We start from the raw sequence: 22,020 nt of genomic DNA on the forward strand, positions 1-22,020 counted from the left end.
GAGGGAACCATCTATGATGACCTGCGTGTTCTACATTTTGGCCGCTTTGGCCTTCGTCGCCTTCTTCTACAGGTCCAAGATCCGAGATGGGCATGGCATGGCCTACTCGGCCGTCATGGTGATTATCTGGATCGCAGCAGCGCTCTGGTGGTCAGGTAAGATCGGCTGAGCTCGTGCCCACCGAGCTCAAGCCGCTCCCGCCAGTCGACGCCATTGCCGCCCTCTTCGCACGCGGCCAGCGCCTCGACCCGTCCTTCGCCTGGCAGGATGTCTGGCAGGACACGCATGCGTCGATGTTCACGGTCGCCAAGTCGGCCGGCTTCGACATCCTGGGCGACATCTATGCCGCGCTGTTCAAGGCGCTCGCCCAGGGCAAGACCTTCCAACAGTTCGCGGCCGAGCTGACGCCGCTGCTTCAGACGAAAGGCTGGTGGGGCCAGCAGCCGGCATTCGATCCGCTCTCGGGCGAAACGCGGTGGTCGCAGCTCGGCAGCTTGCGGCGCCTCACGACCATCTTCGATGTCAACATGCGCGTCAGTTACGCCGCCGGCCATTGGGCGTCGTTCGAGCGCGTCAAGAAAGTGCGGCCGTTCCTCCGTTACGTGCACCTGGAGGGTCAGGAGCATCCTCGGCTGCTGCATCATCTGTGGCACAACACCGTGCTGCTGGTTGACCATCCCTGGTGGAACACCCATGCCTGCCCGAACGGCTGGAACTGCCACTGCACCCTGCAGAGCCTCTCGCAACGCGACGTCGACCGCCTGGAGCGCGAGGGCGAGAAGCTGAAGTTCGAGCCGGTGCCAGGCGGCGAAACCGTCTACGTCAACCAGCGCACCGGCGAGACGACCGCGGTGCCGGACGGCATCGATCCGGGCTGGGCCTACAATCCCGGCAAGGCCGGTTTCTCGATGATCGAAAGGGCGGCCAAGGCGAAGATGGCGGGGGGCCTCTCGGATGCTGGCAGTTGAGAGAACGACGCGACTGTTCATCAAATCGCTCCAGGATGCGTTGCCAGGCGTGCGGCTTCAGGTGTCGCGATGGCACAACATCGCCGGGCGGTGGAACTACGTCTTCATCTTCATGCCGCATCGCAGCTTCAAGGTGCGGATCTCGGACCATGCCATCGGTATGCGACGAGCGCTCCGCGGCGAGGAAGATCTCTGCATCGTCGCCGGTCGGCTTCCGTCGAGCTGGGCCGTCTGGTTGGGCGATCTGGCGGCCATCTATCGAAGCCAGCAGCAACGCGCGGCAACCCTTCCCCGCTCCACTGGCCCGGAAAATCGACCCGTCGCGCTGTAGACCCGTTCAAAACCGTTTTTAGAGCCTATCCAAGCCCCGAGCGAGGACCGGCTTGCCGGATGTTTGCCGGTCGGCTACCGTTCAGCGGCGAATAGGCCTTTCCTGCGGCCACAGCCATCGCCTCCCGTTCGTTCCATCCGCTTTGTTTGATGGCGACCGCCGTCGCCATGCCACGCAGCGACCGAACCAGCCAATGTCCGGCGATGCACAACGCACTCGCCGCCCTCCTTTCGGCCGCCCTGGTCGCTTCGAATTCCACTGCACTCACCTCAGCTGATGCGGATGGCGACAAGTGGGTGCAGCTGGTGCCGGCCGGAACCTTCTCCGGCCGGGCCGGCGGTGGCCCCTGGACCACGGGCGACAGGGCGTCGATGGAAACGATCGTCGCCAACACCCGTCAATATGCCGGCTCGACCGACCTGGTTATCGACTATGACCATCAGGCTGTGTTCGGCGCCGTGCCTGGTGTCGGCGGCACGGCCCGCGCCGCCGGCTGGATTAAGGAACTGCAGGCGCGCGATGACGGCATCTGGGGCCGCGTCCAATGGACGGCTGCTGCCTCGGCTGCGATCAAGGCCAGCGAGTACCGCTACCTCTCGCCGGTGTTCTTCCATGACAAGACCTCCGGCCGCGTGCTCGCCATCCGCATGGCCGGACTAACCAACACGCCGAACCTCGACCTGGTCGCGGTCGCGGCGAGTGCGCTTCTTCCGAACAACAACCCGACTGGAGACAACATGGACAAGATCCTGTCCGCCCTCGGCCTCGCCAAGGGCACCAATGAAGACGGCGTCGTTGCCGCCATCAACGCCCACCTGACCAGCAGCACGGCGATCGCCAGGGCTGCCGGGCTGACCGAGGCAGCGAAGCCTGAAGATGTCGTGACGGCGATCAATTCGATTGTCGCCGATCGCGCCAAGTTCGCACAGGCCGCCGGCCTGACTGCGGCCGCGAAGTCGGATGAGATCGTCACGGCGGTGCAGTCGGCGGTCGCTGGCGCCAAGCCGGATCCGACCAAGTTCGTGCCGATCGAGCAGGTGACCGCGCTGCAGAACGACGTGAAGGAGCTGCAGAAGACCTTGACGGCCGACAAGGCCGAGGAAGCCGTCAATTCGGCAATCAAGGAAGGCAAGCTGGCGCCGGCGCTGAAGGACTGGGGCCTCGATCTCTACAAGGCCGATCCCAAGAAGTTCGAAACCTTCGCCGGCAGCGCGCCGGTGCTGACGACGCCGCAGCTGAAGACGCCGAAGAAGGACGGCACTGCCGCCGAGGCGCTCACCGAGGCGCAGCTCGCCGTCTGCTCGCAGCTCGGCATCAAGCCCGAAGACTTCAAGAAGACGCTGGCCGACGAGGCGAAGGCTTAAGGCCTCCGCTTCCGGCTGATCTGATCAACGGGCCAAGCGCCCAGCCAAAGGACCGATTTCGATGACTGCTCTTGCCCAGGACCGCAACACCTCTCAGCTGATCGGCGCCATGCTGTCGGCCAGCGTCGCCGCCGCCGTGCTGATCTATGGCGGCTCGATCGTCATGCGCAATTCGGCCGGCGACGTCACCAAGGGCCAGACCGCCCTCGGTCTCATCGGCGTCGGCATCGCCAACCACCGCGTCGACAATTCCGACGGCGCGGCGGGCGACGAAGACATCGACGTCCTGCAGGGTGTCTTCAAGGTGGCGAACTCGGCGGCGGCGGACGCAATCACCGCTGCCGATATCGGCAAGCCCTGCTACGCAGTCGACGATCAGACGGTCGCCAAGACCAACGGTCTGACCGCTGGCCTCGCAACCAGGTCGCCGGCCGGCGTCATCGTCGGCGTCGAGGCGACCGGCGTCCAGGTTCTCTTCAACGAAGCGATCCTGCGGGCGGTACTCAGCGGCGACCGGATCATCGTCCCGGTCCGCGTCACGACCCTGGTCGGCGCGGGCGTCTACCGCGTGATCTCGCCGGTCGCCGGCAAGGTGCTCAGCATCGGTTCGATCATCGAGGGCGTGCTGACCACCGGGGATGCCACGCTGACCGGCAAGATCGGCGGCGCCGCGATCACCACCGGCGTCATCACCATCACCCAGGCCGGCTCGGCCGCCGGCGACAAGGACTATGCAGCGCCCACGGCGGCCAACACCGTCGCTGCCGGCGACGAGCTGTCCCTGACGGTGGGCGGCACCAACGCCACCGCATCCGCCGCCAACTGCTTCTTCGAAATCGAGCGCGCCTAGTCCGGGCGCGCTCCGCAACGCAACAAGGATCTGCACCTATGCTCGTCAATGCCGCCAATCTCGACGCGCTGCGCGCCGGCTTCTCGACCGCCTTCCAGGCCGGTCTCGGCCAGGCGCCCAGCCAGTGGCAGCGCATCGCCACCCGCTTCACCTCGACCACGCGTTCCAACAAGTACGGCTGGCTGGGCGACCTGCCGGGCATGCGCGAATGGATCGGCCCGCGCCAGGTGCATGGTCTCAAGCAGTACGACTACGCCATCGAGAACAAGCCCTACGAAGAGACGATCGGCGTCGACCGCGACGACATCGAGGACGACAACCTCGGCATCTACGCGCCGCGTTTCACCGCCATGGGCCGGGCGGTCGGTTCCAGCAAGGACACGCTGGTCTTCGGCGCGCTGAAGGCCGGGTTCGCCACCGAGTGCTATGACGATCAGTATTTCTTCGACACCGACCACGTCGTCCTCGACGCGGACGGCGCCGAGACCTCCGTCGCCAACACCGATGGCGGCGCCGGCACGCCCTGGTTCCTCATCGACAGCAAGCAGCCGATCAATCCGCTGATCCTGCAGGTCCGCAAGGAAGCCCAGTTCGTCAGCAAGGACCGTCCGGAAGACGACAACGTCTTCATGAACAAGCAGTTCCTCTACGGAGCTGACGGCCGCTGGGCGGTCGGATTCGGCTTCTGGCAGTGGTGCTGGGGTTCCAAGCAGACGCTCGACGCGACGCACTACGCCACGGCGCGCGCCGCCCTGTCGTCCATGAAGGGCGACTATGGCCGGCCGATCGGCGTCATGCCGGACCTGCTGGTCGTTCCCCCGTCGCTCGAAAGCGCCGCCCGCAAGATCGTCAATTCCGACTATGCCGCCGGCGGCGAGACCAACGAGTGGAAGGGCACCGCCGAGCTGCTCGTCGTTCCCTGGCTGGCCTGATCGGCCCGGAACCTTTTCACCTGCCGGCATCACCCCAACGGATGCCGGCAGGTCTTTCGGAAGCAGTTGGGTCAATGTCCAAGAGGAAATCCGATGAAGCTCTTTCGATCTCTTCAGTTTTTATGCCTGGCATCTGCCGTCGCGTTCGTTGCCGTTGCCAGCGCCGGCGGCGAGATCTACTTGCCTCGCCCTTCCAGCTGGGCAGGTGCTGCCGACTGGCTCACCGCCAGTGTCGTCGCCGATGCCATGCGCGATGTCACGATCGTCCTGGCGATGCTGGTGATTTCGTTGCTGGTGTTTGCCTCCGGGATCATTGCCGGTGACTGGAGGCGCGAGCGCCACCTCAGCCGTCATGTCGATCCGCAGCACTTCTCCGGGCTTGGCCGATCTCCACCTGGTTGACCGTAGACCTGCCGAAGATCCTGCCGGCCTCGGCCGGCGGGTTTTCGAAAAGCAGCCGCCCGGCTCCTTTTCAAAGACCCGAAAACGAGGATTGAACGATGGCAAAATCCGCCAAGACTTCGAAGCTGATCGTCCAGCCGGAGACCACCTTCTCCGAACAGCCGTCGTCCGCGAACGAGAAGCTGATTTCAGAGGGCGCCGCCGCCAACACGGCAAAGCCCACCCCGGCGGCTGGGCTTGATGCCGCCGGGCGTTCATCCGAGCCGGCGGCAAGCCTCGCTGGTCCGGATGCCCCGTTGCCGGGAGCGGCGACGGGGACCAATTCGACGGATGATCCCCCCGAGAGCGACGACCAGGGCGGAGCGGGCAATACGGCCGGCTCCGCAGGATCGGCCGAGTTCGATATGGATGCGATGTTCCCGCCGGCAGCCGATCGGCCGGACGCCGAAGCGGAATTCCGCGCCAAGTTCCCGCGTCTCACGGCGGCCTTCGAGGCATGGCATGCGGAGCACGGCGAACCGGTGACCGGGCTGCGCATCAAGTCGAAGGTCGATGGGTTCCGGCGGGGTGGCATGGCCCATTCCAAGGCGCCGACCGAACATCCGGCCGAAGCCTTCGCCGGCCCCGAGCAACTGGAGGCAATCTTCGCCGAGCCGAACCTGACGGTGGAGCTGATCTGAAGTTCAATAAGCAAGGGAAAGAACCGATGACTACAACCGTCAAAGTCCACGTGAACGGCAACTATCGCGCCACGGTGCAACACATCCTCGACGGCCAGCCATACGGCGAGCCTATCGCGGTCAATCCACAGGAGGAGAAGTCGTTCAACCTCCACCATGGCAAGGACAACTCCTTTTCGGTCTACGAGGAATACCTCGGCGACAAGCAGGCCTAGCACCGCACCATGACTTACGCCGTCAGCCAGGATCTGGTCGACCGCTTCGGCTCTACCGAGCTCGAGCAGCTGACCGACCGGACGAATGTCCCGCCGAGCACGATCGACGCGGTCGTGGTCGGCCGGGCGCTTGCCGACGCTGACGGCATGATCGACGGCTATATCGGCAAGCAGTATTCGCTGCCGCTGACCGTGGTGCCGCCCATCCTGGTGAAGATCGCCGCCGATCTCGCGCGCTACTTCCTGCATGGCGAGGCGGCCGACAAGGACTCGATCGTCACCCGCAACTACAACAACGCGATCGCTTGGCTGATCAATGTGTCCAAGGGCCTGGTCGCGATCGATGACGGCGGCGCGCTGCCCGAGCAGGCCGGCGGCGGCGCGATCAAGACCAGCGCACCGAACCGTGTCTTCACCCGCGACAGCCTGAAGGGGTTTTGATGGCCACCGAGGGCATCCAGCTTCGCGTCGTCGACCAGGCCGTGCTTGCGACGCTCGACCGCCTCGATCGCCTGGCCGATCATCCGGCGCCGATCATGTCGGCGATCGCCGCCTTCCTGGTCACGACGACACAGCGCCATTTCGAGCGCGAGACGGGCCCGGCCGGCAAATGGCAGCCGCTCAGCCCGCGCACCGCCGCCCGCCGCATCGGCCGCCGGCAGCGTGGCACCGGGCACATCCTGCGCGACACCACCCGGCTCTATAGCTCGATCACCGGCGAAGCGACCGACACCGAGGCGGCAGTGGGCACCAACCTGCTCTATGCCGCGATCCATCAGCTCGGTGGCGAGGTGAAGATCCCGGCTCGTGAGCAGGACATTCACCTCGGGCGCACCAATCGCGGCAAGCGGTTCGTCAAGGCGTCGGCAAAGCGCAAGGAGACGATGCGCGTCCAGATCGGCGCCCACACCATCACCATTCCGGTGCGGCCCTACCTCTACCTGAGCGACGAGGAAAGCGCCGAGATCATCCATATTGCCGAGGACGCGCTGCGCGCTGAGGCCGACCAGGATTCGGGAGCCCGGCCGTGACGATCAACGCCGAGATCCAGCAGCTCCTGAAGGACATCGACCCGCCGGTGTTCCGCCTGGTCGAAGGCGCGGCTGCATACTCGGCTTTGAGCGGCGAGCCCAAGGCAATGCCGGCGGCCTACGTGGTGACCGAGGAAGAGGTCAGCGGCGCCAATGAGCGCATGACCGGCCCGGTGCTGCAGCGGACCGAGGCCGATATCGCCGTGATCATCGTCACGCGCAACGTCTCCGACAACTCGGGCGGCGCCGCGGCTGACGACATCGAGACGTTGAAGGAAAAGGTTCGCAGCAAGCTGATCGGCTATGTGCCGACCGCAAGCCAGGACGGCGAGCCGATCACCCACACCGCCGGGAACCTTTTGCGCATGAAATCCGGCGTCGTCTGGCAGCGCGAGCTGTTCGGTGCCGCCTACTACCAAGAGGAGCAGTCATGAAACCTTATGAGCCACGGCTCGCCGGCCGGCATGTCCGTTCTACGCCGACTGGCAAGCTCGTCCGCGAGGGCGAGTTTACCGACCCCAACGCTACCGCCGCCCCGCCGGCCGAGCAGCCCGCGGCCGAGGCGGGCGAACAGATACCGGCCGCTGAGCCCGTCTCCGCGCCGACTGCCAGGAAAGGCAAGTAACCATGGCCCGTTTTTACCGCAAGCTCGCCATCCTGACGAAGGTCGAAACCGTCTACGGCACCGATCCGGTGCCTACTGGCGCGGCCAACGCCATGCTGGTCACCAATGTGACCGTCACGCCCTTGGCCGGCGACCAGGTCTCGCGGGACCTGTTCCTGCCTTATCTCGGCCAGCAGGGCGTGATCCTCGTCGGAACCTACACCGAGCTGAAGTTCGACGTCGAAATCGCCGGTGCCGGTGCTGCCGGCGACGTCCCGAAATACGGCGTGCTGATGCGAGCCTGCGGCCTGGGCGAGACGGTCACCGTCGCCACCGACGTTCAATATGAGCCGCTCTCGAGCAGCTTCGAAGCCGTCACGCACTACTTCATGCACGATGGAGTGAAGCATGCCATGGTCGGCGGCCGCGGCAGCGTGAGCGTCAGCCTCGTTCCCAAGCAGATCCCGCATTACACCCTCAGCTTCAAGGGGCTGCTTGGACCAATAACCGACGCGGCTATGCCGACAACCGACTTCACCGGGTTCCAGACGCCGGTGCCGGTATCGAAGGCTAACACGACCATGTCGCTGCACGGCTGGACGGCCGTGGCCGAGAGCTTGATGCTGGATCTCGCCAACCAGGTGGAACCGCGGTTCCTGATCGGCGACGAGAACATCCAGCTGGTCGACCGCAACCCGAGCGGTACCGCCGTCGTCGAGGCACGATCGCTGGCGACGATCGACTGGTTCACCCGCGCCCAGGCCCGCACACGCGGTGCGCTGGCGGTGCAGCACGGCACGGTGGCGGGCAACATCGTCAAGTTCGACGCGCCTGCCGTCGAGGTCGGTCGGCCCACCGAAGGCCAGACCCAGAAGATCATCAACTATTCGCTGCCGCTCATGCTCTGCACCGATGCCGGCGACGACGAGTTCAAGATCACCGTGATGTAGACGGCGGCGGCTCCGGCCGCCGCCTCTTTCAACGCCCCCTAAAAGTCCCCTTTGAAAGGTTCCTTCGCATGAAGTTCAAAATGATCGACGAGTATCGCTACTGGTGGCCAGTGAAGGTCGAAATGCCCGATCGCGAAAAGCCCGGCAAGGTCATCACGCAATCCTTCACGATGCAGTTCCTGGCCATGCCGGCAGACGAAGGCGAGGCCATGCTCAAGGAGATCGCCGCACTGCCGCCGGAAGAGCAGAGAAAGCGCCAGCACGAAGAGCTGATGCGCGTCTGCAAGGATTGGCGTGACGTGGTCGACGGGCCGGACGGCGAAGAAGAAGAGGTCCCCTTCAGCGAAGCGGCGCTGCGAGCCAATCTGCAGTACTCGTGGTTCAGCCGCGGCCTCTACAAGGCTTATGCCGCTTCGTTGGCGCCGGACGAGGTCCGAAAGGGAAACTAAGAGCGGTCGCGCGGGAGTGGGCGTTCGCCCGCGCCGGCCGCGAAGATCCGACAAAGCCGGCGACGATCGACACGGACATTGCCGAGCAGTTCGCCAAGCTCGGCGTCTCCGTTGAAGCGGACGCAATCGAGGAAGAGGCGAAAACTGAAGTGTGGCGGGTCAACTGGCAATCGGTGATGGCATTCCTGGGCTGCGAGACCCAATGGCGTGCCGTGGCAATGGCGATCGGCGAAGGCAGCCGCCTGATCTGGCTCGGCATCGACTACGCTTCCGCCAGGTCGGTGTTTGAGCGCCGCGACCGAGTCCGCCAGCGCCAGCTCTTCAGCGACATCCAGGTGATGGAGCACGCCGCGCTCGAAGCCATGGGCGAGCTCGACGAATGAGCCTCAATCTCGCCCTCGTCATTTCGGGTGATGCCGCCGGCGCCAAGAGCGCGGTGCAACAGACGACGGCTGGCGTCCGGGATCTCGGCGCCGAGGCCAGTCGCGCCTCGGCATCCATGGTTGCTGCGAACGATCAGGTCGCAGCGTCTGCCAAGCGTGCAACGGAAGCAATCACCCTCCAGGAAGCTGCCCAGCGCCGTGCCCAGCAGCTCGCCAACAGCTTTGCCGGGGTCCGCGGCCAGGCTGATGATGCGACCTATCGGCAGAGGGCGGCCGACGTCGAGGCGTTCGGTCAATCGCTGGACCGGTTGCGGGCGCGCTATGATCCGCTGTTTGCGGCCCAGCAGAAGCACCAGGCGGCGATCGAAGCCATCAACCGGGCCGAACGCGTCGGGGCGATCTCCGCCTCATTGGCTATAGAAGCACGGTTGAAAGAGACAGCCGCGCTGAACAGCCAGGCCAGTGCCTTGAACGGCGTGGCGGCTGCGCAAAAGAACGCGGCTCAGGCCATGGTCAATCGGGTCACGATCGTTCCGGACCGCGGGGCCGATATAGAGGCGTACGGCGCCGAGCTGGACCGTTTGCGGGCGCGCTACGATCCGATGTTTGTAGCGCAGACGCGGCACAAGGCCGCGATCGAAGAGATCAACCAGGCCGAGCGCGTCGGGGCTATCAGCGCCTCACTGGCGACGGATGCCCGGTTGAAAGAGACGGCCGCGCTGAACAGCCAGGTTAGCGCTCTGAGTGGTGTAGCCGCCGCGCAAAAGAATGCGGCGCAAGCCATGGTCAATCGGGTCACGATCGTTCCGGATCGGGGAGCCGACATCGAAGCCTATGGCAAGTCGCTCGACGCGCTGCGAGCTCGCTTCAACCCGATCTATGCGGCGATTGCGCAATACAAGGCGGCGGTGATGGAGGCTCGCCAGGCCGAGAGTCTCGGGGCAATATCGACGGACGAGATGACCGAGGCGATCGGCCGGCAGCGCCAGGCAACGCTGGCCAGCATCGCCGCGATCAAGAGCCGGCAGACGGCGGCCAACAGCAACAACCCGCGTCTTTCGGGTCAACAGCTGCAGGGCCTCGGCTACCAAGCCAACGACGTGGTCACCATGGCCATGATGGGCGCGCCGCTCAGCCAGATCGCGGCCTCGCAGGGCGGGCAGATCTTCCAGACGCTGCAGATGGGCGAAGGCGGCGTTGCGGGGTCTCTCACTGCGCTCAAAGGAACGGCAACAGCCGCTGCCTCGGCTGCCGTAGCCTATCTTGGCACGGTCGGTCTCATTGCGACCGGATTTGGCGTCGCTGCCGCGGCGGCCATCGGCTTCTATGCGATGACGCGCGAGAAGGCTAAGGACATCAACCAAATCCTGAGCGAGCAGCGGGATATCATCCAGTCGCTGGGTCCAGCCTATCAGGAAGCGGCACGCCATCGGGACGCCGCGACGTCTTCACCCAGCCAGTTCGAATCCATCGGCGTCGGCCGGCTGGTGCTTGAGCAGAACTTGGCAGATGCCAGAAAAGCAGCGCAGGAACAGGCTAAGGCCGCCCTGAGCGAAATGCGGGGCTCTGGCGGCGGGTTCCTAAGCCTTATCGGCTCGCTTCCAGAAGGCGTTCAAAGTGCATTAGGCCGCAATCAGTCGGCCATCGAATTTGACCGCATGGTGGATTCCGCGTCCAAGGGCGAGATGAGCATCAACGAAGCGCGCTCGGCCTTGCAGCGCTTCGGTGAGACGCATCCCGACTTCAGCTACACCATCGGTCGTTTCCTCCAGATGTCCGAAGAGGCCGCTAAGACCGAACGTCAGGTCCGCGGGCTTGAAGGGATGCTGGATCAATTCGCAAAAATTCGCCTCCCTGAACACGGCTTCTTGCCAACGAGTGCCTTAATGGCTCTCAGCGGTGACGCTCTCGCGTCTCAAAATCGAATGCAGCAGCAGTTCAAGGCTGATCAGCTCGGCATCGCCGCGCGCTCGCCGGAAGAACGGGCCGCCGCGGCGCGAGCAGAGGCCGCCCAGACCTTCAGTGCTGAAGATCCGGCCACTCGCCGGTTGCGCATCGAGCTTGCCGGACAGAAGGCGCTGCTGGAAGCCCAGCATGCCCTGAAGCAGGCACAGGACGAACGAAATCGCTCACTTGAGCAGACGATTTCAACGGCCCAGCTCGACGTCTCCCTGATCGGCAAGTCGACGGCTGAGACCGAGGCGCTCCGATTCGAAAACGAGCGTCTCGCCCAGGTGCGGGAAGACGCCGCCCGCAACGGCGTTGAGGCCGACCAGGCCGAGATCGCAAGCATTCATGCCAAGGCCGTCGAATACGGCAAGTTGCAGGCGCTCCAGCAGGCGCGGTCTACGATCCGTGGCCAGCAGGATGACCTCGAGCTGCAGCGCGCCGAGCTCGGCCTGGTGGGCGCCAGCACCTTGGCGCACGATCGGGCAATCGCTGCGCTGAAGACCGAGCAGGAGATCCGGCGTCTGGGCATTCCGCTCTACGGCACCGAAGCCGAGGCGATGCGGGCCAACACCAAGGCCAGGGCGGACAATGCCGAAGCGATCGCGCGCGCCAGCCTGCAGCAGCAGCTGCTGTTCGAACGGCAGCAGATGTTCCGCTCGGAGACCGAGCAGACCGTCGCATCGACGATGAAGAGCGCCGGCCTCGATTATGATCCCAACTCGGCGATCGCCCAGCAGATCCGCTACAACGAGCAGCTCAAACAGACCAAGGCCGCCTGGGAAGACATCTTCTCGACCGTCAACGACGGCATCGACGGCATCAGCGACGCGCTGTTCAGCGGCGGGTCGATCACGGACGCGCTGAAGAAGGCCGGCCAGCAGCTCGCCAAGACCGTGTTCGACATGGCGGCCACCAATCCGCTCAAGAACTGGCTTACCGGCTCCAACTTCAACACGATCGCGGATCTCGGCATCTTCCCCGGCGCTGCGAGCGGCAAGGGCGGCGGATTCGGCGGCGTGCTTGGGCAGATGCTCGGCGCCCAGAAGGCCGTCGCCTCGATGCAGGTGCAGGCGGCGAGCGTCTTCATCAACGGTTCGCCCTTGGGCGTCCCCGGTCTTAGCAGCATCGGCAGCATGCTTGGTCCGAACGGTCCAGGTTTTAAACCGGACACCACGCTTTCCGACATCCTCGGCTATGGCGCTGCCAACACGAACGGCCCGAATACTCAAGCGACGGCGGCAAAGCTACTCAGCGGCCTCGGCTCACCACTCGGTTCCGGCGTGGACCCAACCACGACTGGCTTTATTGGCGGTGGTTCGCAGGGTGGTGCTGTCGACCTGGCATCAAAGCTTCTCGGCTTCAGTGAGACCACCAACCTGGGCGGCATCACCAGCTTCCTGAAAGCCGGCGGCGTCGATCTCAATGCTGTCAGTCAGGCTTGGTGCGCCGGCTTCGTCAATTCGTCGCTCAAGCAGATCGGCATCACCGGTTCTGGATCGAACGTCGCGACCTCGTTCCTCAATTGGGGTCAGAGCATCAACCCGGCCAATCTGCTCAAGGGCGATGTGCTGGTTGAGGGCAAAGGCCTTTTGGCCGGCCAACTGGGCGGCCATGTCGGCCTCGCCACCGGCCTCACCCGGATGACAGACAGCGGCCAGCAGCTTCAGATGCTGTCGGGTAACCTTTCCAACAAAGTCGGCCTCAGCTGGGTCGATGCCGCTGAGACCAGCATCAGGCGTGCGAGTGGGGCGCTGGATGGTGTCGCCAATACAGCGCTGGGAGCCACTCAAGGGCTTGGGAAGTTCGGGAGTGGTCTCGGTCAGCTCGGCAGCGCGCTCGGCCAGTTCCCGGCCGCGCCGGGTGGTGGCGGTGGTGGCAACCCGTTCGGTTTCCTCGGCAACATCTTCAGCAGCATTTTCGGTGGCGGAGGTGGCGGCGCTACAGCGTCCAGCATGCTGAACATCTCGCCACTCGCCGCCATGAATATCTTCGGTGGCGGCGGTGGCCTCTATGCCAACGGCGCGGCCTTCAGGAACGGCAACGTGGTGCCGTTCGCCAAAGGTGATGTGTTCTCGAGGCCGACCTATTTCCCGATGTCGGCGGGCCGGACCGGGGTCATGGGCGAGGACGGCGATGAAGCCATCATGCCGCTGCAACGCGGCCCGGACGGCCGGCTCGGCGTCGTCAACCACAACCCGCTGCGCGCGCCCAGGGCGGCCAATGGCAATGCCGCCGGCGGCGGCTCTGGCGGCGGTCTGACGCGCGAGCACATCAGGGGCATCGTCAGCGAGATCGGCGACAAACTGAGGCTCCAGGCCAACGTCATCAACGTGCAGGACGGCAGCGACATCAAGCGGTGGCTCACGTCCGAGGATGGCCGCGCGACCGTCGCGCTCATCAACAGACAGGCGGGATAGGACGCAACCCATGTCATTCCTGAACTCTCTCGTCCTCGACAATGGCGTCCAGTATATCAAGGACCACGGCAACCGGCTGCATATCTGCTCGTCGGAGCCGGCCGATTATGCCGCCACGCTCACCGCCTCGCTCGGCACTAAGGATACGCCGACCATCAGCGTGCCAGGAGCCCGGACGCCTTCGGGGCGCAAGGTCACCGTCTCGGCTATCACCGATGGCGCCGTAAGCGCCAACGGCAACGGCTCGCACTGGGCTCTGGTCGACACCGTCAATTCCCGCTTGCTGGCCGCCAAGGCGCTCGATGCCGTCCTGGCTTGCAACAATGGGGATACCTGGACGCTGCCGGCCTTTGATATCGGCATTCCAGGGCCGGCGTGACCCATGGCGACCGTCGCGTTCTCGACCGGCAACTTGGACGCTGGCGCGCCTGACCTGGCGTCCCCGGCGATGCACCTCACCCATCATTTCTCGACCGGCAATCTCGACGCCGGCGCGCCTGATCTCGGTTCGCCCGAAATGGTGATCATCTATGAGCCTTGGCCGTTCCGGCCGGACGTAGGCGCGAGCGAGACGCTGGAGAGCCTGACCGACCTCATGCAGTCCTACACGGAGGAGCAGCGCATCGCGCTCCGCAAGGCGCCCAGGCAGAACCCGCGCAACACGGTGCGCCTAGATCCGCCTCAGTTCAGCCAGGCCAAGGATTTCGCGCGCCGCCGCGCCGGCACCCAGATCTGCATCCCGATCTGGTGGCAGGGCATTCGCCTCGCCGGCAATGTGTCGGCGGCCGACACCGAGATCGCGATCGACACGACGATCGGCGACTGGCGCGTCGGCGGCCGGCTGATCGTCTGGCAGAGCGAGGACAACTATGCGCTCTCGCTCATCACCGCCGTCGAGGATGATCATGTCGAGCTGCTCGCGCCGATCGGCGCCGACTTCACCGCGCCGACGATCGTCCCGGTGCGCGTCGCGCGCCCAGTCGAGGGCTTCAGCATAAGCCGCGCCAGAAAGCTCTCGGTCGATGTCACGGCGCGCTTCCAGGTCGAGGACAACGTCAAGCTGGAGGGCGATGCCGGCTATCCGCAATATCAGTCGATTGACGTCCTGACCGAGCCGACCGCGCGCATCTCCGACATCTCCGAGAACATCATCCAGGCCGGCGAGTACCAGGACAACGGCTTCGGCATCGTTCCGCTTGAGCGCCAGCGCAAGTATGTCGACTTTGGCCAGGCCATCGCCTTCCTCGAGGAGGGCCTGGCGGCCGTCTGGCGGCGCTATGTCTGGATGCACGCCCGCAACGGCCGGCTGAAGCCGTTCTGGCTGCCGAGCTTCAACTCCGACCTGAAGCTGATGGCGCCGATCGGCGCGGCCGACACTGTCATAACCGTCAAACGCGCTGCCCTGCCGGCCGGTTATCTCGGCCGCCACGTCATGATCGAGCTGAAGAGCGGCACGCGCTACTTCCGGCAGATCGTGGCGGCCGCGAGAGTCGGCGGAGAGGACCAGATCACGCTGAACACCAGCCTGGGCGCTTCGGTCAGCGCCGCGCAGATCCTGTGGTTCTGCTATCTCAGCAAGGTCCGCCTCGACAGCGACGCTGTCACCTTCAACTTCGTCGCTTCGGGGAAGTCCGCACCGCTGGTCGCCAGTGTCTCCGTGCCGGTCATGGAGGTGCCGTCGTGAGCTACGATGTCCCCGAAAACTCGGTCGACGACGGCGAGCCGTATTTCCTCTACCTGTTCAACAACGGCGTCACCAAAAGGCGGTTCACCTCCGATCCCGAGCCAATCATGGCCGATCCCGAGGAAGCCGGGTCGCCACAGAAGTTCTACAACTCGTCGATCTCCCACACCGAGATCGAGCAGACCGGCAACATCGAGCGCAACGTCGTCGAGATCACGTTCCCGCTGTCCGACGACTATGCGCGGACGCTGCAGAAGCCGGGGAGTGAAGTCGTCACCGTCACGATCTGGCGGGGACATCACTCCGACCCGGATGGCGAGCTGGAGGTGTTCTGGAAAGGCCGTGTCGTCGACACGACGGATCAGAAGCTCAACTTTAAGGTCACCGTCGAGCACGCCTCGACCTCGATGCGCCGGAGCGGCTGCGCCGCCGTCTACATGCGCCAATGCCGCCACGCGCTCTATTTCCCCGGCTGCAACCTCAACGTCGACGATTGGAAGGTCCCGGCCACCGTCTCGGCCGTGACGGGCGGACTGCTGCTCACTGTCGCCGAGGCAGCCGCTGAAACCGACCAATGGTACAAGGCCGGCCTGGTCATCTATGACGGCCTCTATGGCTGGGTCGGCGACCATGTCGGCGACCAGCTCACCTTGATCGGCGGCGGCATCGCGGGACTGGCTGACAAGGTGGCGGCCGACGGGTCGGCAGCCGTCTTCATCGCCCCCGGCTGCGATCTCAGCAGCGGTTCGACCGGGTGCGACAAGTTCGACAACACCCTCGAATTTGGGGGCTACGAATTCATGGCCGACGTCAACCCCTTCTCCGAGAGCATCACCTGATGTTCTGGAACATTCTCCTTGCGGTCCTATCCTTTGCGGCGCAGCTGATCTTTGCGCCCAAGCCGCAGAACGCGAAGCCGAAATCGCTGGAGGACTTCAACGCGCCGACCGCCGAGGAAGGTCGTTCAATCCCGGTGTTCTTCGGCACCAATGACGACCAGAGCCCGAACTCCACATGGCACGGCGACCTCAAGAAAGACGCCATCAAGGGCGCTCGGCGCTACGGCTTCTTCGGTCCGCGTCAGGTGATCGGCTACAAGTACTCGCTCGGCATGCAGCTCAGCGTCTGTCACGGCGTGCCGGACTATCTGATGCGCATCACGATCGGCGGCAAGCTGGCCTGGAAGGGCAAGAGTGCGGGCGGCCGCATCACGATCAACAAATCGAAGCTGTTCGGCGGCGACCAGAGCGAGGGAGGCATCAAGGGCGACATCGACGTCTGCATGGGCGCGCCCGACCAGCCGCGGAACGACTACCTTGCGGCAAAGCTCAGCCCGAAAATCTCGGCCTTCCGCGGTGTCTTTTCGGTTGTGCTGCGTCAGGTCTATCTCGGCACGTCCAACTACATCAAGCCGTGGGAGTTCCGCGTCCAGCGCATCCTGAAAAAGTCGGACGGAAGCGAACAATGGTACCCTGAAAAGGCCGCTATCCCGGCAGAGGCAACGTCGCTCGACAATCTCGCAGTGTATCTGGCGATCGACATATCGCAGTCATGCGACGGTCTTCGCAATTTTGAGATGCGAAATGCCGTGCATGACAACATCCAGGTCATGCGGGACGGTCTGGACGACGGCAGGAAGTACGACGTCTGCTACGTTGCCTTTGCTGGAACCGTCATTTCCAGTCGGACCTATCACAACGTCACGGCCGATCAGCTTGACGGGCTGGACGAGTGGATCGACGGGCTTTCCACTGGCGGCAACACGAACTACCAGGCGGCGCTGTCCATGGCGGTTGCCTTCTTCGAGGGCGCGGACCCAAAGAAGACGCCGACGTGCATTCTCTCCGGGGACAACGTCAACTCCACAATCGGTGGTCCGGATGAGGATATCAACTCGGGTATCGCCGAGGCCGTCGCCATAGCGGCCGAGCTGACGGAGATGGGCGTTCCCGTCTACTGCTACCGCTGCTTTGGCGCCACGTCGCTCGTCTATGCGCTTGAGGATATCGACACGACGCCGGACGACAACCTTGGTGGACCTAGGCCGGGCGGTGGCGAGCAGGTCACCTGGTACGTCGATGGAAGTCGCGCGTTCGAGACCGCGATGACCCCCGGCGCGCTGATCCGCTACTACGACATGAATGCGGCGCACATCATTCGAGAATGCCTGACCGACCCTGTTTGGGGCCTGGGCTGGCATGACGACGACATCGACGACACCAGCTTCCGCTGCGCGGCCGACACCTGGTTCGACGAAGGCTTCGGGCTCAGCCTCAAATGGTATCGCGAGGAAGAGATCGAGACCTTCGTGTCGACGACGGTGCTGCCCTGCGTCGACGCCTACCTCTATGGCTCGCGCTCGACCGGCAAGTTTGTGCTGAAGCCGGTGCGAGACGACTATGACATCGACCTGATCCCGATCCTCACCGAGGACGACATCATCGAGTTCACCGAGATCAAGCGCCGGCAGCCTTCCGAGGCAGTCAGCTCGGTCATCGTCAAGTACAACAACCGGGAAAAGCGCAAGGTCGGCGCCCACCGGGTCACCAATATCGCCCAGGCCATGCAGCAGCGGGCCACGAAGGTGCAACCGCCGGCGACACGCGACTATCAGGGCATCAATGTGGCGGCGCTCGCCATCCGCGTCGGGCAGAGAGATGTCGTGGCGCTCGGCTCGGGCCTGATATCGGGTCGCATCGTCGCCAATCGCAAGGCCTCGGTCCTGAACCCCGGCGACCCGTTCAGGATGGTCTCAGCACGCCACGGCCTCTCAGGCGAGGTAATGCGCGTCACCAACCAGCGCCTTGGCGACGGGCGCAGCAACAAGATCGGGCTCGGCATCCTCCAGGACGTCTTCAAGCTGCCGGCGGCTGCTCTGACCGACGACGGCACCTCTGGCGGCGGTTGGGAGCCTCCTTCGAACGCGCCGCTGCCGGTCTCGCCCAGGATGGTCGCGGAAATGCCCTACCGCGAGCTGCGGCAGATGATGGGCGAGGCCGACCTGGCGGCCACTCTCACCGGCAACCCCAATGCCGGCGTGCTGCAGATCGCCGGCGCTTCGCCAACGCCTGACGCCGCAAACGCCCTGATCGAGGTCGACGCCGGCGCCGGCTACGCCGAGGCCGGCACCCCGCTCGATTTCGCGCCCGGCGCGTTCCTCAGCGGCGCGTTGGCGATCGACGCAACCGAGATCGCAGTCAGCGGCGCGATCGACCTGGACGTGGCCGAGCTGGGGACGCTCGCCATCATAATCGGCCCGACCCCGCAGACGAGCGAGATCGTCAGGATCGACGACATTGACGGCAGCACCCTCACCATCGCCAGGGGCTTCCTCGACACGGTGCCGCAGGAGCACGCTGACGGCGCGGCGATCGTCTTCTTCGACGACATCTCCAACACCGATTTCGAGATCTACACCGCCGGCGACAGCGTCTCGGTCAAGCTCTTGACCGTGACCGGCGTCGACACACTCGACCCGGCCGCTGCGCCGGCCGACACCGTCGAATTCGCCAGCCGCGCCATCCGGCCGTTGCGGCCGGCGAACGTCCAGGTCGAGGGAACGGGCTTTCTGGCTCCCGGCGACTACATCGACGCCACCGCCAACGGTCACTCCTATGTTGCAACCACCTGGTCGGAGCGAAATCGGCTGACCGAGATGACGCCCTTGGAATGGCTCGACGCTACAGTGTCGGCCGAGGACGGCGCGACGACCACAATAGCCGTTCTTCATGAGCTCACGCGGGCGGTGCTTTCAACGACCGATGGCCTGACCGGGACCAGCTATAACCTGCCCAAGGCGGCTTTCGGGGGGCAATCCAGAGCAATCGTGCGCTTCACGGCAAAACGCGACGGTTACGAGTCCATGCAGGGCTACGAGCTGCTCGTGAAGGTCAACAATTTGACGGCCGACAGTACCGGTGTGACGGCCGACACCACCCTCCACACGGCGGATGAAACCTGATGGCACAGCAAACGATCAATATCGGCGCGGCACCTGACGACGGCACCGGCGATCCCGTCCGCGACGCTTTCGACAAGGCGAACCAGAATTTCACCGAACTCTATGGCGCCGTCGCGGCGCTCCCGGAGCAAATCCGCGACGTCATCGGGGCGGCCCTGGTCAACGGCTCGAACGTTACCATCTCGGTCAACGATGGTGCCGACACCATCACCATCGCCGCAAGCGGCGGCGGTAGCGGCCAAAAATTCAAGGTGCGCGCGGCCACCACCGCCAACGTCACAATCGCGACCGCTCTCAACAATGGCGACACGTTGGACGGCATTACCCTCGTCACGGACGACCTGGTGCTTGTAAAGAACCAATCGTCGGCCGAGCAGAACGGCATCTACGCAGTCGGCGCCACGCCCGCCCGAGCCGCCGACTATGACACCTACGACGAACATCCGGGCTCGCTGATCATCGTCGAGGAAGGCACGACGAACGCCGACACGCTCTGGCTCTGCACCTCCAACAGCGGCGGTACCCTCGACACCACGGCGATCGCATTCAGCCAGTTCACCAGCGGTGGCGGCGGCGGCGGCACGACGAAGCCCTTCATCGTCTTCAAGCCGATCGACAACGAGCCGCCGAGCTCCAACTTCGCCAGTCTCGACACGCGCAACGGGCATCCTGTCCTCGAATTCGACACCACGACCCAGGAGGCCGCCATTTTCAGCGGCGTGCTCCCCGTTGCTTATGCTGGCGGTGGCCTGACCGTCGAGGTCTACTTTGCGGCCGATACCGCGACCTCGGGAACGATCGGCTGGGACGCGGCGATCGAGCGCATTGATACATCGTCGCTCGACATCGATGCCGACAGCTTTGCGTCGGCGCAGACGATCTCCGCCGCCGCTGTCCCAGGCACAAGCGGGCAAATCCTGAAATCCTCTGTCGCATTCACCAGCGGGGCGCAGATGGACAGCCTTGCGGCCGGCGAGGCGTTCCGCCTGCGCATCCGGCGCGATGTCGCCAACGACACCGCAACCGGCGATGCTCAATTGCTTCGCGTCGTGGTGCGGGAGACGTAAGCATGGCTCACTCCGGGGCAAGCTCCCACTGGTTGCGCTCGACAAACACTGTTTCCGTCGGTAGCAACGTCAATCCATTTCTGAATGCTTATTCGATACATTGTTGGGTGCGTTCATCTGTTGCGCCAAATCAGGGTAGCGTGCGCGCAGCCATGAATATCATGGGGGATGGCTTCACGGGCCCCAACAATCAGAACCCTGAGACCACGCTCTATTGGGATCATACGGGGGCCGGGTTTCCTAAATCAGCGGTCCAGCGTCGCGCTGATCAGAGCTACGACAAAGCTGCTTTAACGTCGTCCCCGTCTATCGATACTTGGTATGCTTTCGGTCAGAGCTTCGACGGGAGCAACCTCAAAGTGTGGTTTGGCGGCACCAACGAAACGACGGCTGCCTCGGCGGCTTCGCAGAACAAATCCGTTTGGATGGCCGCTCTGGCGGAAAGCCTTTCGGACGGCACTATTCAAAGTCAATTTTCGAATGGCCAGATCGCTGAAGTGGCCTTCTGGACCGCAGCCCTCAACGCAGATGAATTCAACGCGCTAGCCAAGGGATTTAGACCGACCCGCATCCGTCCGGCGAGTCTCTTTGCTTACCTGCCACTGGTGCGAGCGACGATCGATCTGCGCGGCACGCCGTGGAATGAAATGAACTCTCCGACGGTGACCGATCACCCGAGGGTTTTAGGTTGAAGTTTAAGTTCTAGATGGTACCTTCGGAAGCGCGTTTCGCACGGGGCGAGTGGGGTGAAGCACAATCCATCCTTAGATGGAATTAGGGCGCTGGCCGCGCTCGTGGTCATGGCGTTTCATTCCAAATTGCCTTTCGCCTTGGGCGGCTTCATCGGCGTCGATATCTTTTTTGTTTTGAGCGGTTTTCTGATCACCTCGCTGCTCAAGCGTGAGGCAGACCTCACGGGAAGGATATCGTTCACCCAGTTCTACATCCGCCGAGCTCTCCGGCTTTGGCCCCCGCTGCTGCTTCTATTGGCGGGTTACCTCGTTGTCGCGCCGTTGGTGTTCCCGCCAGTGGACTTCTGGCGGCAGGTCGTCCTTGCTGGGCTGTATCTGTCCGACTATGCGAAAGCCTTCTGGGGCGATCCTGTCGCGCTCACACACACGTGGTCGCTTTCGGTCGAGGAGCATTTCTACATGCTGTGGCCTGTGGTGATCCTGCTGGTCAGCCGGCGGTGCAGTGGCGATCGACAACTCGCATTGATCTTTCTCGGACTTTTCGTGGCTGCATCGCTCTGGAGAATGACCGATCTGGTCATCTGGCAGGACTGGCAACGTACCTTTTTCCGCTTCGACACCCGGATGAGCGGACTGCTCTTGGGGGCGGCCATCGCTTATCTGCCGTGGCGCCCTAGCGGAAGGCAGGCCGATGCCATTGGGATCGTTAGTGCATGCGGCTTGGCGGCGGCGATCCTCGTCCTTCGGTTTCGCTCACCATGGCCGTTGCTCCACGGTGGGACTCTGGTCGATCTCTGTGCGGCCGGTCTCGTGCTGGCTGCTGTGCAGGAACGATCAAGGGTCGCGGCGGTTCTTGGATGCAAGCCGCTGGCCGCTCTCGGGCTGATCTCGTATTCGATCTACCTCTGGTCGGTGCCGATCGCCGTGATCTTTAGAACGCGCTTCGATGCCTATACGTCTTTCGCAGCGACGGCGGTGATATCGATCGCGATCGCTGCGGCATCGTGGTGGCTGATAGAACGGCCGCTGAAGGCATATCGACTTCGGATGGTCCCCAAAGCAGTCGCCGCCACGGCCTGATTGAAGACCA

24 protein-coding genes are annotated in these 22,020 nt (G+C 64.1%); all 24 read left to right on the forward strand.

The genetic code is table 11. The features are described 5' to 3' along the window. The first annotated feature begins 13 nt into the window (after positions 1-13). The 24 genes from EH240_RS38050 to EH240_RS20095 all read left to right on the forward strand — a co-directional run bounded on the left by EH240_RS38050 (position 14) and on the right by EH240_RS20095 (position 22,010). Positions 14-169 (forward strand): hypothetical protein, encoded by a 156-nt coding sequence (locus EH240_RS38050; protein WP_167484082.1) that lies wholly within the window; start codon positions 14-16, stop codon positions 167-169. Between the two features lie 4 nt (positions 170-173). Continuing rightward, positions 174-968, forward strand: coding sequence for a phage head morphogenesis protein (locus EH240_RS19985; protein ID WP_125001722.1), 795 nt, complete (start codon positions 174-176; stop codon positions 966-968). Next, positions 955-1,299 carry a hypothetical protein gene (locus EH240_RS19990; RefSeq protein WP_125001725.1) on the forward strand — a complete coding sequence of 115 codons (345 nt, stop codon included), beginning with the start codon at positions 955-957 and terminating at the stop codon, positions 1,297-1,299. The genes EH240_RS19985 and EH240_RS19990 overlap by 14 nt, the downstream gene beginning before the upstream one ends. 167 nt (positions 1,300-1,466) lie before the next feature. After that, on the forward strand, positions 1,467-2,663 hold the full coding sequence (locus EH240_RS19995; RefSeq protein WP_167484083.1) for a phage protease: 1,197 nt from the start codon (positions 1,467-1,469) through the stop codon (positions 2,661-2,663). A gap of 61 nt (positions 2,664-2,724) precedes the next feature. Further along, complete coding sequence (locus EH240_RS38510) at positions 2,725-3,513, forward strand: hypothetical protein (protein ID WP_206075293.1); 789 nt, start codon at positions 2,725-2,727, stop codon at positions 3,511-3,513. A gap of 38 nt (positions 3,514-3,551) precedes the next feature. Then, positions 3,552-4,445, forward strand: a complete 894-nt coding sequence (locus tag EH240_RS20005; RefSeq protein ID WP_125001731.1) for a Mu-like prophage major head subunit gpT family protein — start codon at positions 3,552-3,554, stop codon at positions 4,443-4,445. Between the two features lie 93 nt (positions 4,446-4,538). Beyond that, a complete protein-coding gene (locus EH240_RS20010; RefSeq protein WP_125001734.1) occupies positions 4,539-4,847 on the forward strand; it encodes a hypothetical protein in 309 nt (102 codons plus the stop codon). A gap of 98 nt (positions 4,848-4,945) precedes the next feature. Continuing rightward, complete coding sequence (locus EH240_RS20015) at positions 4,946-5,527, forward strand: HI1506-related protein (RefSeq protein WP_125001736.1); 582 nt, start codon at positions 4,946-4,948, stop codon at positions 5,525-5,527. Positions 5,528-5,553: 26 nt separating this feature from the next. Next, positions 5,554-5,742 (forward strand): hypothetical protein, encoded by a 189-nt coding sequence (locus EH240_RS20020; RefSeq protein WP_125001739.1) that lies wholly within the window; start codon positions 5,554-5,556, stop codon positions 5,740-5,742. Between the two features lie 9 nt (positions 5,743-5,751). Beyond that, positions 5,752-6,183, forward strand: coding sequence for a gp436 family protein (locus EH240_RS20025; protein WP_125001742.1), 432 nt, complete (start codon positions 5,752-5,754; stop codon positions 6,181-6,183). After that, a complete protein-coding gene (locus EH240_RS20030; protein WP_125001745.1) occupies positions 6,183-6,773 on the forward strand; it encodes a phage virion morphogenesis protein in 591 nt (196 codons plus the stop codon). The genes EH240_RS20025 and EH240_RS20030 overlap by 1 nt, the downstream gene beginning before the upstream one ends. Further along, positions 6,770-7,207: a phage tail terminator protein gene (locus tag EH240_RS20035; protein ID WP_125001748.1), complete on the forward strand. Its 438-nt coding sequence runs from the start codon at positions 6,770-6,772 to the stop codon at positions 7,205-7,207. The genes EH240_RS20030 and EH240_RS20035 overlap by 4 nt, the downstream gene beginning before the upstream one ends. Beyond that, complete coding sequence (locus EH240_RS20040) at positions 7,204-7,398, forward strand: hypothetical protein (protein ID WP_125001751.1); 195 nt, start codon at positions 7,204-7,206, stop codon at positions 7,396-7,398. Before EH240_RS20035 ends, EH240_RS20040 begins: the two co-directional genes overlap by 4 nt. Before the next feature lie 2 nt (positions 7,399-7,400). Next, positions 7,401-8,327 (forward strand): phage tail tube protein, encoded by a 927-nt coding sequence (locus EH240_RS20045; RefSeq protein ID WP_125001754.1) that lies wholly within the window; start codon positions 7,401-7,403, stop codon positions 8,325-8,327. A 68-nt stretch (positions 8,328-8,395) separates the two neighbouring features. Then, a complete protein-coding gene (locus EH240_RS20050) occupies positions 8,396-8,776 on the forward strand; it encodes a hypothetical protein (RefSeq protein WP_125001757.1) in 381 nt (126 codons plus the stop codon). Further along, complete coding sequence (locus EH240_RS38515; RefSeq protein ID WP_206075294.1) at positions 8,704-9,159, forward strand: DUF1799 domain-containing protein; 456 nt, start codon at positions 8,704-8,706, stop codon at positions 9,157-9,159. Before EH240_RS20050 ends, EH240_RS38515 begins: the two co-directional genes overlap by 73 nt. Then, the gene (locus EH240_RS40110; protein ID WP_206075295.1) at positions 9,156-13,526 is read left to right on the forward strand and encodes a hypothetical protein; all 4,371 of its coding nucleotides are present in this window, start codon (positions 9,156-9,158) and stop codon (positions 13,524-13,526) included. The genes EH240_RS38515 and EH240_RS40110 overlap by 4 nt, the downstream gene beginning before the upstream one ends. A gap of 10 nt (positions 13,527-13,536) precedes the next feature. Beyond that, the gene (locus EH240_RS20065) at positions 13,537-13,905 is read left to right on the forward strand and encodes a hypothetical protein (protein ID WP_125001763.1); all 369 of its coding nucleotides are present in this window, start codon (positions 13,537-13,539) and stop codon (positions 13,903-13,905) included. A 3-nt stretch (positions 13,906-13,908) separates the two neighbouring features. Beyond that, on the forward strand, positions 13,909-15,210 hold the full coding sequence (locus tag EH240_RS20070) for a hypothetical protein (RefSeq protein ID WP_125001766.1): 1,302 nt from the start codon (positions 13,909-13,911) through the stop codon (positions 15,208-15,210). Beyond that, a complete protein-coding gene (locus EH240_RS20075) occupies positions 15,207-16,049 on the forward strand; it encodes a baseplate hub domain-containing protein (RefSeq protein ID WP_125001769.1) in 843 nt (280 codons plus the stop codon). The genes EH240_RS20070 and EH240_RS20075 overlap by 4 nt, the downstream gene beginning before the upstream one ends. Then, positions 16,049-19,171, forward strand: a complete 3,123-nt coding sequence (locus tag EH240_RS20080; protein ID WP_125001773.1) for a hypothetical protein — start codon at positions 16,049-16,051, stop codon at positions 19,169-19,171. The genes EH240_RS20075 and EH240_RS20080 overlap by 1 nt, the downstream gene beginning before the upstream one ends. Beyond that, positions 19,171-20,238, forward strand: a complete 1,068-nt coding sequence (locus EH240_RS20085) for a hypothetical protein (RefSeq protein ID WP_125001777.1) — start codon at positions 19,171-19,173, stop codon at positions 20,236-20,238. Before EH240_RS20080 ends, EH240_RS20085 begins: the two co-directional genes overlap by 1 nt. 2 nt (positions 20,239-20,240) lie before the next feature. Continuing rightward, positions 20,241-20,930, forward strand: coding sequence for a LamG-like jellyroll fold domain-containing protein (locus EH240_RS20090; protein ID WP_125001780.1), 690 nt, complete (start codon positions 20,241-20,243; stop codon positions 20,928-20,930). Between the two features lie 54 nt (positions 20,931-20,984). Then, positions 20,985-22,010 (forward strand): acyltransferase family protein, encoded by a 1,026-nt coding sequence (locus EH240_RS20095; RefSeq protein WP_125001783.1) that lies wholly within the window; start codon positions 20,985-20,987, stop codon positions 22,008-22,010. Positions 22,011-22,020 lie beyond the last annotated feature (10 nt).

The organism is Mesorhizobium tamadayense (assembly GCF_003863365.1).
Taxonomy (GTDB): domain Bacteria; phylum Pseudomonadota; class Alphaproteobacteria; order Rhizobiales; family Rhizobiaceae; genus Mesorhizobium; species Mesorhizobium tamadayense.

What these genes read in the sequence shown, in the direction of transcription:
- EH240_RS38050 (WP_167484082.1), top strand. Translation starts at nt 14, where the DNA reads ATGATGACCTGCGTGTTCTACATTTTGGCCGCTTTGGCCTTCGTCGCC.
- EH240_RS19990 (WP_125001725.1), top strand. Translation starts at nt 955, where the DNA reads ATGCTGGCAGTTGAGAGAACGACGCGACTGTTCATCAAATCGCTCCAG.
- EH240_RS19995 (WP_167484083.1), top strand. Translation starts at nt 1,467, where the DNA reads ATGCCACGCAGCGACCGAACCAGCCAATGTCCGGCGATGCACAACGCA.
- EH240_RS38510 (WP_206075293.1), top strand. Translation starts at nt 2,725, where the DNA reads ATGACTGCTCTTGCCCAGGACCGCAACACCTCTCAGCTGATCGGCGCC.
- EH240_RS20005 (WP_125001731.1), top strand. Translation starts at nt 3,552, where the DNA reads ATGCTCGTCAATGCCGCCAATCTCGACGCGCTGCGCGCCGGCTTCTCG.
- EH240_RS20010 (WP_125001734.1), top strand. Translation starts at nt 4,539, where the DNA reads ATGAAGCTCTTTCGATCTCTTCAGTTTTTATGCCTGGCATCTGCCGTC.
- EH240_RS20015 (WP_125001736.1), top strand. Translation starts at nt 4,946, where the DNA reads ATGGCAAAATCCGCCAAGACTTCGAAGCTGATCGTCCAGCCGGAGACC.
- EH240_RS20020 (WP_125001739.1), top strand. Translation starts at nt 5,554, where the DNA reads ATGACTACAACCGTCAAAGTCCACGTGAACGGCAACTATCGCGCCACG.
- EH240_RS20025 (WP_125001742.1), top strand. Translation starts at nt 5,752, where the DNA reads ATGACTTACGCCGTCAGCCAGGATCTGGTCGACCGCTTCGGCTCTACC.
- EH240_RS20030 (WP_125001745.1), top strand. Translation starts at nt 6,183, where the DNA reads ATGGCCACCGAGGGCATCCAGCTTCGCGTCGTCGACCAGGCCGTGCTT.
- EH240_RS20040 (WP_125001751.1), top strand. Translation starts at nt 7,204, where the DNA reads ATGAAACCTTATGAGCCACGGCTCGCCGGCCGGCATGTCCGTTCTACG.
- EH240_RS20045 (WP_125001754.1), top strand. Translation starts at nt 7,401, where the DNA reads ATGGCCCGTTTTTACCGCAAGCTCGCCATCCTGACGAAGGTCGAAACC.
- EH240_RS20050 (WP_125001757.1), top strand. Translation starts at nt 8,396, where the DNA reads ATGAAGTTCAAAATGATCGACGAGTATCGCTACTGGTGGCCAGTGAAG.
- EH240_RS40110 (WP_206075295.1), top strand. Translation starts at nt 9,156, where the DNA reads ATGAGCCTCAATCTCGCCCTCGTCATTTCGGGTGATGCCGCCGGCGCC.
- EH240_RS20065 (WP_125001763.1), top strand. Translation starts at nt 13,537, where the DNA reads ATGTCATTCCTGAACTCTCTCGTCCTCGACAATGGCGTCCAGTATATC.
- EH240_RS20070 (WP_125001766.1), top strand. Translation starts at nt 13,909, where the DNA reads ATGGCGACCGTCGCGTTCTCGACCGGCAACTTGGACGCTGGCGCGCCT.
- EH240_RS20080 (WP_125001773.1), top strand. Translation starts at nt 16,049, where the DNA reads ATGTTCTGGAACATTCTCCTTGCGGTCCTATCCTTTGCGGCGCAGCTG.
- EH240_RS20085 (WP_125001777.1), top strand. Translation starts at nt 19,171, where the DNA reads ATGGCACAGCAAACGATCAATATCGGCGCGGCACCTGACGACGGCACC.
- EH240_RS20090 (WP_125001780.1), top strand. Translation starts at nt 20,241, where the DNA reads ATGGCTCACTCCGGGGCAAGCTCCCACTGGTTGCGCTCGACAAACACT.